Source organism: Aquiflexum sp. (assembly GCF_041749095.1).
Classification (GTDB): Bacteria; Bacteroidota; Bacteroidia; order Cytophagales; family Cyclobacteriaceae; genus Aquiflexum.
Genome location: NZ_JBGTCA010000433.1, coordinates 45,430 through 56,160, shown reverse-complemented (window position 1 = coordinate 56,160; position 10,731 = coordinate 45,430). Strand labels below are relative to the sequence as shown.

Genomic DNA, 10,731 nt, shown 5'->3' with positions numbered 1-10,731 from the left:
TATTGTGGATTTTAAGACAGGTTATGAATTTGAGAAACATCAAAAACAGGTCAGAGAGTATATGGACTTGGTGGCATCTCTAAGTCAAAAGACTACAAAGGGTTATTTGTGCTATTTGGAAGACGGGAGAGTTGTAGAGGTTGAGTAAGGAATTTTTATTGGTTTTTACAAAAATCAAATTAATATATTGTTGTTTGTAAAAAACAATTTATATATTTGTATTATGAATAAAACAATATGGATCGATTAATAGAGATATCAAAAAGAAAAGTCAAAAACCAAAACGAAACTTTCAAAAGATTTCTTTTCAATGATATAGACTGGAACTTGAAATTAATCATGGTTCTTGGTCCAAGGGGTACTGGCAAAACCACTTTATTGCTCCAACAATTAAGCATCACAGAAGGGGAAAGTGTATATCTAAGTTTGGATGATGTTTATTTTGAAGTGAATCGACTAGTTGAATTGGTTGAATCCTTGTACGCTAAGGGTTATAGAAATTTTTTTATGGATGAGGTCCATCGGTATTCTTATTGGTCAAAGGATTTAAAAATCCTTTACGATAATTTCGAAGACATCAGGATGGTGGTTACAGGTTCATCCATACTTGAATTGGCCAAGGGACAGGCAGATTTGTCTAGGAGAGCGGTTGTTTACAAGTTACCAGGACTTTCTTTTAGGGAATACGTCAACTTGGAAAATGAATTGAAAATTGAGCCTATTTCATTACAATATATTCTAGAGCATCATTCAGAAAAAGCTAACGAAATTTCGGACATTGTTGAAATCCTTAAACATTTCCAAAAATATCTTTCCTTTGGTTATTTCCCCTTTTATCGGGAAAGTTTGCTTTCCTACCATTCCAGATTAATGGAAATTACAAAAGTCATTATTGAAATGGATGTGGCGCCTTTTGAAGAAATCAATCATCAGACAGTTCGGAATATGTACAAGCTCTTGTATATCATCAGTCAGTCGGTGCCCTTTATTCCGAATATCAGCAAGTTGTCTGAGAAATTGGGAGCATCAAGAAATCAGATTTTAAAAATTCTGGATTTGCTTGAAAATGCTGAGATACTGAATTTATTAAAGCAGGAAACTAAGGGAGTGAGTTTTTTGCAAAAGCCTGAAAAAATATACCTGAATAATCCGAACTTAAGTTTTGCTTTGTCAAGTGGTCTTCCAGACAAAGGTAATTTGAGAGAAACTTTTTTCTTGTCACAAACCAAAGTAAAACATGAAGTCACCTTCCCCAAATTCGGGGATTTTTTATTGGATGATCAGTATTTATTTGAAATAGGAGGTGCTGGAAAAACGGCACAACAAATCAAGGGTATTCCATCAGCTTATATTGCGGCTGATGAAATAAAATCAGGACAAGGTTTCAAAATTCCACTTTGGCTTTTTGGTTTTTTGTATTAACTAGAATTATCCCAATAATAAAAATTTTATTCCGACATCCTTTGTCATTCGCTTTTTTACATGCCCTAAAAAGCTTTGTTTTGTTAATAATGAAAATTTGAAGAAATGCACAGTTTTTTAAGAAATACCGCCCAGGAAATCATTCAAACCTATCCTGAATTGCAAAATCTGGTAGTGGTCCTTCCTAACAGGCGGGCAGGGCTTTTTTTTACCAAACACTTGGGGACCCTGATCGATAAGCCTACCTGGATGCCTGAGGTCAAAACCATTGAGGATGTCTTCTATCAATTTGCCGGACAAAGGCCCTCTGATGACCTTACTTTGATCTTTGAACTCTATAAAGTCTATCAGACCCTTCATCCTGAACCAGAAACCTTTGATCGCTTTTATTTTTGGGGGGAGATGATTCTAAAGGATTTCAATGATGTGGATCAGTTTATGGCCGAGGCCAAAAAACTATACCTATACTTATATGAAATCAAAGAAATAGAATCTGATCTGAGTTTTCTGACTGACCAGCAAATTGCTTTGATCAGACAATTTTGGGATTCTTTCCAAAATCAGGGTAGAGGACATCAGGAAAAATTCCTCAAATTCTGGCAGATTTTATACCCTTTGTATGATGCTTTCAAAGCTTCCTTGAGTGTTTCCGGAATGGCTTTCTCAGGGATGTTATATCGAAAAGTCGCAGAAAAATTAGATGTGATTGCAAAACCAGAAAAGCAATATGCTTTTATCGGTTTCAATGCTTTTACCAAAACAGAGGAAAAGCTGATCAAGCATTTTGTTTCGGAATTTAGGGCTAAGATTTTTTGGGATATCGACTCCTATTATTTGGAAGATAGAAATCAAGAGGCAGGATTGTTTTTTAGGGAATATCGAAATGACTCCATCTTTGGGCCGACTTTTCCCAAAGAAATACCAGAACAAATCGCAAAACGCAACGCAAAAATCCACACCTATGCAACTCCCCTAAAAACCAATCAGGCCAATCTGGTAGGTTCTTTATTGGAGAAGGTTGACAAAAACGAAAACTGGGAGGAAACTGTCATCATCTTGCCGGATGAGCAGCTATTATTTCCTGTATTACACACCTTGCCTGAGAACCTTGACAAGGTCAATGTCACCATGGGTTACCCTGTCAAAAACACTCCGGTTTATGCTTTTTTGGAAGCAGTTCTTGAAATGCAGCGCTATATTAAAGTTGAGGATGGAATACCTTTATTTTATCATCAGCCACTTAGAAGCCTGCTTTCATCGATATACTTACAATCTGTCAATCCAACTTTTGTGATGGATTTGCTTAGGGAAATGAAAGAACAAAATCAAATTTACATCACTCAAAAGAAGTTGCATGAGGGAGGGGCGTTTTTTGAATTGATTTTTAGACCACTCAGCAGTGAACAATTATTTCCTTACCTCTCTACCCTGATGGAGGAATTGGCAAAACGTTTGGGGGAGGAACCTCTTCAGCGTTCTTATCTATATCAGTGTTTCAAGCAACTGAACCGGCTTAGGGGAAATTTTGAAAAACAGGATGGACTTTCTGTAGACCGGGAATTTTTCATTCGATTGTTCAGACAGGTATTCAGAGAGGTGAAATTGCCCTTTGAAGGGGAACCCTTGCAGGGATTGCAGGTAATGGGGGTATTGGAATCCAGAAACCTAGATTTTAAGCGGGTCATCATTTGCAACATGAATGAAAGCAGTTTTCCTCCGGCAGGTAGTCTTAATTCCTTAATTCCTTACAACATCCGAAGGGCTTTTGGCTTGCCTGTACAGGAACAGAACGATGCTATTTATGCCTACACTTTTTATCGCTTGCTTCAAAGCGCGGAAGAGGTCCATATGATTTATACCACTGCATCCGATCAGGGAAAGGTTGGTGAAAAGAGCAGGTATATACAGCAAATGGATGTGGAGATGGGATTAGAAATGAAAGAGGAGGTGGTTTATGTGCCTGTGGACCTTAAGAAGACGATTTCGATTGTCATTGAAAAGGATGATGAAGTTCTTCGATTGTTGGAAAAGTATGTAGTAAATCAGGATGGTAAATCGAGGGTGACCATTTCACCCTCAGCGCTTAGTGTTTATCTGGATTGCAGATTCAAGTTTTACCTTAGGTATTTGGCCGGAATCAAAGAAAAAGAGGAAGTAAAGGAGGAAATTGATGCCTCGGTTTTTGGCAATATAGCCCATTACAGTATGGAGTTTTTGTATCAGGGATTTCAGGAAAGAAAAAAGAGATCTTTTCTGGAACAGGAAGATTTTCAGGATCTAAAGAAGAATTGGGTTTTTCCGGCAATAGAAAAAGGAGTAAGAAAATTCTATCATTTGGATGACAGTGCTGATACCAAGCTTAGCGGTCAGATGGCCATCGTCAGGGATGTCTTACAGAAATACCTCCATAGGTTATTGGAGATTGATGAGGCAGAGGCACCATTTCAAATATTATCTATGGAAAAAGCTCACCAAGCCAAATTTCAAATTGATACTGTAAATGGTAAAGTTGAAGTTGGATTGGAAGGATATATAGATAGAGTGGATGAACAGCATGGCACCATCAGGTTGATTGATTACAAATCAGGTGGTGACAAAAAGGTTTTTGCCAATATCGAATCTCTTTTTGACCGTGAAGATAAAAATCGCAACAAAGCAGCAATGCAGACCATGTACTATGGATTGCTCTACCAAGCCACCCATCCTGAAAACACCAAGCCTTTAAAACCGGCACTATTTAATTTCAAAGAAATATTCCAAGAGGACTTCAATCCTTACCTACAACAAAAAGAACCTAAAGGGAAAGCTGTTGAAATAGAAAACTACCGGGAATTTGCGCTTTTATATGAAAATGGCTTAAAAGGATTATTGGAGGACATGTTTGACCCGGAAATTCCATTTAGCCAAACAGAGGATTGGGATAAATGTAGATACTGTTCCTACAAGGAGATTTGCGGAAGATAATCTGTTATCTTTAATATGTATTTAATTTTAATTGTAAAATTTTTGGTATAAAAATTGATTATTTTCACAAATTGTTCGGGTACTTAAAGTTACCCAACAGGGTGACTTGAATAAGTCTTTCCGAATAAAACTTTTAATTTTTCCACCATTGATCATTTACTTATGAAATATTACTTCAAACCGATCCATCTTTTGATGTTAATGTTAGTTCCTTTATTGATTATTTCCTGTTTGGAAGGAGAAGAAAAAGAAGAAAACATGATAACCTCAGAGGATTTTATTGATGGGGTATTTTTTGTAGAGCATTCGGATGATGGTTATCATATTAACATCGAGACAAATAAACCTGCAAAGTTTTATCCTAATACAGAGCAACAAACCTTTGAAATTGAAGAGTCAGGATTTGCCGATTTGAATCTGCCCCAAGGTGTTTATTGGATTGATTGTTCTTTTGATGAAAGCCCAAATCTTATTCTGACAATTCCCCTCCTGATCATGAAGAATAAGGCAAATGCAGTCAGAACAGTCGGGTCTTTGAGAAATATGAAAGATGAGCCCGAGGGATTTGCTTTGGTATTGAGACATTCAGATGCCAGAATCGGAGATGATATAATTGATTCGCCTTTGCCGGAATGGTGGAAATCCTGTGATCCTCAAGTCGCCAGACAAATGGATGACAATGGCAGGAGAAATGGCAAAAAGATCGGCGATGCAATCAAAAAACTCCAAATGCCAATTGGGATTGCCCTTAGCAGCGAGTTTTGCAGGGCAGTTCAGACCATCGAGGCCATGGAACTCAATCTCACAATTGAAACTGATTCAAGGATAAATCATGAAAATGCCAATCCGAATGAACGTATGTTTGAAGATGTCTTTGATATAATTAAAGAAAATCGTTCGGCAGGATTTCAACTTTTAGTTGGTCATTTTAATATAATAACAGGCAATCCCCACAGAAATTTGTTCAGACCTTTCAATATGTCTGATGGATTTTTGATGAAAGTAAATAATCAAAGTCAATTGGAGTTTGTAGGCTCTGTTCCTTTATATTTATGGTCTTTGTTTTGATGACCTGAATTTCACCATATTCCACTTAAATAATACAAAGAATTTCTATCAGTAAAACCTTCCAGATTTATTTTGGTGTATGGGGAAGTAGGGAAGACCAATTCAGTCATGGCCAATTCTCCTTCATTGACAAAAATCTCTATAGAAGACCGATCAATAAATATCCTAATGCTTTCTACCGCAATCCCATTTAAAGGAGCTTTATGCACGGCAGCAAATACCTTACTGAAATCGGACAACCCCGATTTGGTTCTGTCAAATTTTAATTCCCCACCTGCTTTTTCTATAGTTACGATCTCCCCTTTTTCATTTGAAATATGGATTTTGAAATCAGCTTGATTCGGGGAAAGGATAACTTCTGCCAGATCATTTTCCAATTCAATCGAAGTACCTGATACAGTTTTTGATTCCTTTCTTAATTTTTCAATTTCTTTAACAGGGCGAGATGCAACCAGATATCCGTCATCCTTTTTGACCAATTCAAGGTTTCTTGGGATGGTCATGGCAGAGCGCCATGGATGGGTCGGAACGATTTGCGCATATTGCCAATTGCTCATCCAGCTGATCAACAGCGTTCTTCCATCTGATTCAGGCACATTGGACCAAGTTACCCCTGCATAATTGTCTGCACCATAATCCAACCACAAAGTTTCCGAGCTTTCAGTGGTGAAAGTCTTTCCATCAAAATTTCCAACAAAATATTGCGTTGCCGATCCTCCCTGTGGACCGCCCGGGTTGATGCTGACAAACAGGATCCATTTTTCGGTGCCGTCCTCAGCAGTCAAAGGAAACAGGTCCGGACATTCCCATACTCCACCATAGGCAGCCCAATCAGGATTGAAGTCACTTTCAAAGGTCCAGTCTATCAGATTCGGGGAGGAGTAAAAATCGATTTTGTCCAGAACAGCCAGAGACATCACCCACTTTCCATTTTCTTTGCCATCTTCATACCACATCACTTTGGGATCACGGAAATCTTTGATCCCGGGGTTTTTTAGAACCGTATTTTCTTTATAAACAGTCCAAGACCTCCCTTTGTCCAGACTGTAGGCTATCCCTTGGGTCTGAAAATCAGCCCTTTCTTCTTTTTCACCGATAGGATCATGATAAGTGAATATGGCAATCATGGCAGGGTTTTGATCTGACCCCAAACCGCTGGTGTTGTTATGGTCTATCACAGCCGAACCGGAAAATATCCAGCCGTTTTTATCAGGGTAAATGGCAATGGGTAAATGGTCCCAATGAACCAAGTCTGTAGAAACAGCATGCCCCCAATGCATCGGGCCCCAAACGGTGCTGTCAGGATAATATTGATAGAACAAATGATATTCTCCATCCAGATATACCATACCATTTGGGTCATTCATCCAATTGGCTTCAGGTGAAAAATGGAATTGGGGACGGAAAGGTTCTGAGTAAAAATTCATGTTTTCCGGTTCAGGTTGTTTTTCCTGTTGGCATGAAACAAAAAAAGTGAGGATGAATGGAAGAAGTATCAGAAATTTTTTCATGTTGAAGAATTTGTTCTTAATTCAAATTTAACAGAATTGACCTTTTTTGAAAGGAATGAGTTTAAAAAATTGAACCACAAAAGTGACAAAAGAAAACAAAAGTCTTATCAGAAAAGGATTAAGTTATAATTCAAGTCCTCCTACCTGATTCTTTTGTTCCCTTTATTCCTTTTGTGGTTCATAAATTCCGCTTTATAATTTCTTCAATCCCTTGGTCTGCTCTTTAGTGGCTTCAATGATACTGATGGCGTAGCCACCGCCGGGAGCAGATTGCTGGCTGAGTTTAGACTTATTGTTGACAATTACTTTTCTGATAGTATATGCTTGAGGGTTGTTCCGATAATGGGCATCCTTTGCATCAGCATAGATAGTGGCGATATAAGTTTTGTCAGCATCGAGGAAATCAAATGAAATCGTGGATGTCCTTACCGGTACGCCATTGACATTGCCTACAAACCAATTGTTGCTTCCTTTTTCCTTTCTGGCCACGGTAATATAATATCCCGGTTCTGCTTCCAAATACCTGCTTTCTTCCCAATCAATAGCGACATCTTTGATAAATTGAAATGCATCCATAAAACGCTCGTAATTCTCCGGCAGATCTGCGGCCATTTGAAGTGGGCTGTACATGGTAATATACAAAGCCAATTGATTGGCAATGGTACTATTGACCCAGGAATTGTTATCAGGGTTGATTTTGCTGATGTCCATTTCAAATATACCAGGAGTATAATCCATAGGTCCTCCGATCTGTCTGGTAAATGGCAGCACTGTAACATGGTTGGGCTTGTTTCCACCGAAAGCTTGATATTCCGTGCCCCTTGCGGATTCGTTGGCGATTAGGTTTGGCCAGGTACGGGCAATTCCTGTTGGCCTGACTGCTTCGTGGGCATTGACCATGATTTGGTAATCAGCGGCTTTTTCAACGGCATATTGGTAATGATTGACAATCCATTGGCTATAGTGGTTTTCCCCTCTGGGAAGTATATCTCCAACGTAACCGCTCTTAACGTCTTTGTAGCCATGGTCTTTCATAAATTGATAGGCACGATCCATGTGTCTTTCATAATTTCTCACTGAAGAGGAGGTTTCATGGTGCATCACCATTTCAACGTTTTTTCTTTTGGCATAATCCCTGATATCTATCAAATCAAAATCCGGATATGGGGTCACAAAATCAAACACATAATCCTTGGAATTACCAAACCAATCTTCCCATCCGATATTCCAGCCTTCCACCAAAACACCCCTGAATCCATGCTCGGCTGCAAAATCAATATAACGTTTGACATTGGCTGTATTTGCACCATGCCTACCATTTGGTTTGGCTTTGGAAAAATCTGTTTCACCTAACCTGACAGCAGGGAATTCATCGGTATAGGCCCAAGAACTTTTTCCCGTGATCATTTCCCACCAAACCCCAATATATTTCATGGGCTTAATCCATGAAGTATCCTCTATTTTGGAAGGTTCATTGAGGTTGTAAGTCATCCTAGAAGCTAGGATTTCCCGTGCATCGTCACTGACTATCACGGTTCTCCATGGAGAGTCGAATGGCGTCTGTAGATATCCTTTGTCACCGTTGACATCAGGGGTCAACCAAGATTCGAAGACGAAGTTTTTATCATCCAAGTTGAGGTGCATGGTTGAATAATCTATCAATGCCGCTTCATGTAGATTGATATACAAACCATCTGCAGATTTCAGCATCAGGGAAGTCTGCACTCCTGTAGGTGAAAACGGTTTTTGGGAAAGATTGGCAGTGACCGCTTTCGCCATTTGCTCTCTGATTTCAGAAAGTTTGGATTCAGTGTAATCGTATTCCTGGGTATCATAATCTCCGGCAATCCAAAAAGCAGTATGATCACCGGACATAGCAAACTGGGTCCGTTCTTCTTTGACTACAAAATGTGCTAATCCCGGTTGGGAAGGAAATTCATACCTAAAGCCCAACCCATCATCAAAAACCCTAAACCTGACGGCTAAAATGCGCTCAGATGTTAGTTGACTTAGTTCCACATAAAGTTCGTTGTAATGGTTTCTGATTTCGCTCTCTTCACCCCATACCGGATTCCATGTTTCGTCAAATGATGAATTTTTTGTTTCCACAATCTGAAACCCATCCGTAAGTGTTGGCTGGTTCTTTATTTCATAGCCCAGTTGACTTGGGGCGATTACAGGTTTTCCTTTATAAGACAACTGATAAATCGCCTTGCCTTCAATAAGTTCAAAATCAAGTTTTACATTGCCGTTTGGGGATTGTATGGATTGTGCGCATAATAAAAATGACCAAAAGCATAATAATAAAGAAAGGCAGATCGGGTTTTTCATTTGGGTATATTTTTTAGAAAGTTGAGATCTTAAAGTATATTTTTTCATAGATAAATAGAGACTATATGAGCCGGAATTATAGGTCATTTTGTCAAAGCGGATTTCACCATTACAAACTCATTGATGTTTTCCTGATCAAGAATGCCCAGAAAATTCCCGTCCTCAATGACAAAAGCCACCTTTTTATTTCCGGTGATCATAATGCGCCAGGCATCATCAAGATCCTGTTCCGTTTCGATTTTCAAAGGACTGAAATCTGCGACTTTTTCCACTAATGTATTTTCATTTCCTTCTTTAAGTCCTTTAATAATTTCATTTCTGCTGAGGGTACCTATGGCTACATCATCCTTGACCACCACAAAATGTGTTGCCTGGGAGTTTAAAAGTTTTTCTATGGCTTTTGCCAATGGCGCATCAAAACCTATGATCTGAAACTTCATCATCAGGGCGTCTTTGACTTTAAAGCCTTTCAAAAAGCTTTCCTGCTGGGTATGGTTTACTTCTGCACTTGCACCCAGAAATATAAAAATCCCTATCAGCACCAATATGGCACTGTTGAACAATCCGAAGAAAACAAAAAGAATGGCCAAGAACTGACCAATTCCCCCTGCAATCTGTGTTGCTTTGGCCCTTGGAAGTCTGATGGCCAAAATTGCCCGTAACACTCTACCTCCATCCATTGGGAAGGCAGGGAGTAAATTGAACAGTGCCAAAATCAAGTTGGCAGATGCAAGGTATAAAACCATTGTACTGGGGTTGATTTTGACTTCTTCCAGGTTTTCAAGGTCAAATCCTGTGAAACTCAAAATGGCTGAAAGAATGAGAAATAATCCAATATTAACAAGTGGTCCGGCAATAGCGACCCAAAGTTCCTGTTTGGGGTCTTCGGGTATTTTTTCAAGTCTCGCAACTCCACCGATTGGATACAGCACAATGTCTTTTGTCTGGATCCCATACTTTTGAGCAGCTAGGGCATGGCCAAATTCATGTAAGACCACACAGAAGAATAAGGCAAGAACAAAAATGATGATCCAAAAGATATCCATTGTCGGCATCCCTTGCCGCATATTGGATATGATGATCCATAACAATAACAGTGAAAAGGTCCAGTGAATAAAAACTTTGACATTTTTATATTTTCCCAAAAGCAGTGAAAATTTCATTTGTAGTTCATTTTGTTAGATTTCCAGTTCCTAAATTAAGCTTTTTATCTGTTGCTTTCTACAAAGAAAACCACTATTGCCGTCCAAACGGTGATTTTTGAGAGCTTTGATTGTCTTTTGTTTGAAATGCTACATTTATTTTTGTTTTCTAAGAAAATCTTCAAACGATGTTCTGAAATATCATATTTTACTTAATTTATCAAAATAATATTTCGATTTATCCTCAATATTATGGATTTGACACTTTGATTTTTCTTATCTTCGCAGACAGA

6 protein-coding genes are annotated in these 10,731 nt (G+C 38.6%); 3 read left to right on the top strand and 3 right to left on the bottom strand.

Annotated features, from left to right (window positions below; all coding sequences use genetic code 11):
• Positions 1 to 237: 237 nt before the first annotated feature.
• The 3 genes from ACEW8O_RS20090 (at position 238) to ACEW8O_RS20080 (ending at position 5,454) form a co-directional block, all read left to right on the top strand.
• On the top strand, positions 238 to 1,422 hold the full coding sequence (locus ACEW8O_RS20090; RefSeq protein ID WP_373496415.1) for an ATP-binding protein: 1,185 nt from the start codon (positions 238 to 240) through the stop codon (positions 1,420 to 1,422).
• A gap of 105 nt (positions 1,423 to 1,527) precedes the next feature.
• Positions 1,528 to 4,386 carry a PD-(D/E)XK nuclease family protein gene (locus ACEW8O_RS20085; protein WP_373496414.1) on the top strand — a complete coding sequence of 953 codons (2,859 nt, stop codon included), beginning with the start codon at positions 1,528 to 1,530 and terminating at the stop codon, positions 4,384 to 4,386.
• A gap of 162 nt (positions 4,387 to 4,548) precedes the next feature.
• On the top strand, positions 4,549 to 5,454 hold the full coding sequence (locus ACEW8O_RS20080) for a hypothetical protein (RefSeq protein ID WP_373496413.1): 906 nt from the start codon (positions 4,549 to 4,551) through the stop codon (positions 5,452 to 5,454).
• A gap of 11 nt (positions 5,455 to 5,465) precedes the next feature.
• On the opposite strand, the gene ACEW8O_RS20075 is transcribed toward ACEW8O_RS20080, so the two are convergent.
• The 3 genes from ACEW8O_RS20075 to ACEW8O_RS20065 form a co-directional block, all read right to left on the bottom strand.
• On the bottom strand, positions 5,466 to 6,965 hold the full coding sequence (locus ACEW8O_RS20075) for a glycoside hydrolase family 32 protein (RefSeq protein ID WP_373496412.1): 1,500 nt from the start codon (positions 6,963 to 6,965) through the stop codon (positions 5,466 to 5,468).
• A 192-nt stretch (positions 6,966 to 7,157) separates the two neighbouring features.
• On the bottom strand, positions 7,158 to 9,296 hold the full coding sequence (locus tag ACEW8O_RS20070; RefSeq protein WP_373496411.1) for a glycoside hydrolase family 97 protein: 2,139 nt from the start codon (positions 9,294 to 9,296) through the stop codon (positions 7,158 to 7,160).
• Between the two features lie 83 nt (positions 9,297 to 9,379).
• Positions 9,380 to 10,459: a site-2 protease family protein gene (locus ACEW8O_RS20065; protein WP_373496410.1), complete on the bottom strand. Its 1,080-nt coding sequence runs from the start codon at positions 10,457 to 10,459 to the stop codon at positions 9,380 to 9,382.
• Positions 10,460 to 10,731 lie beyond the last annotated feature (272 nt).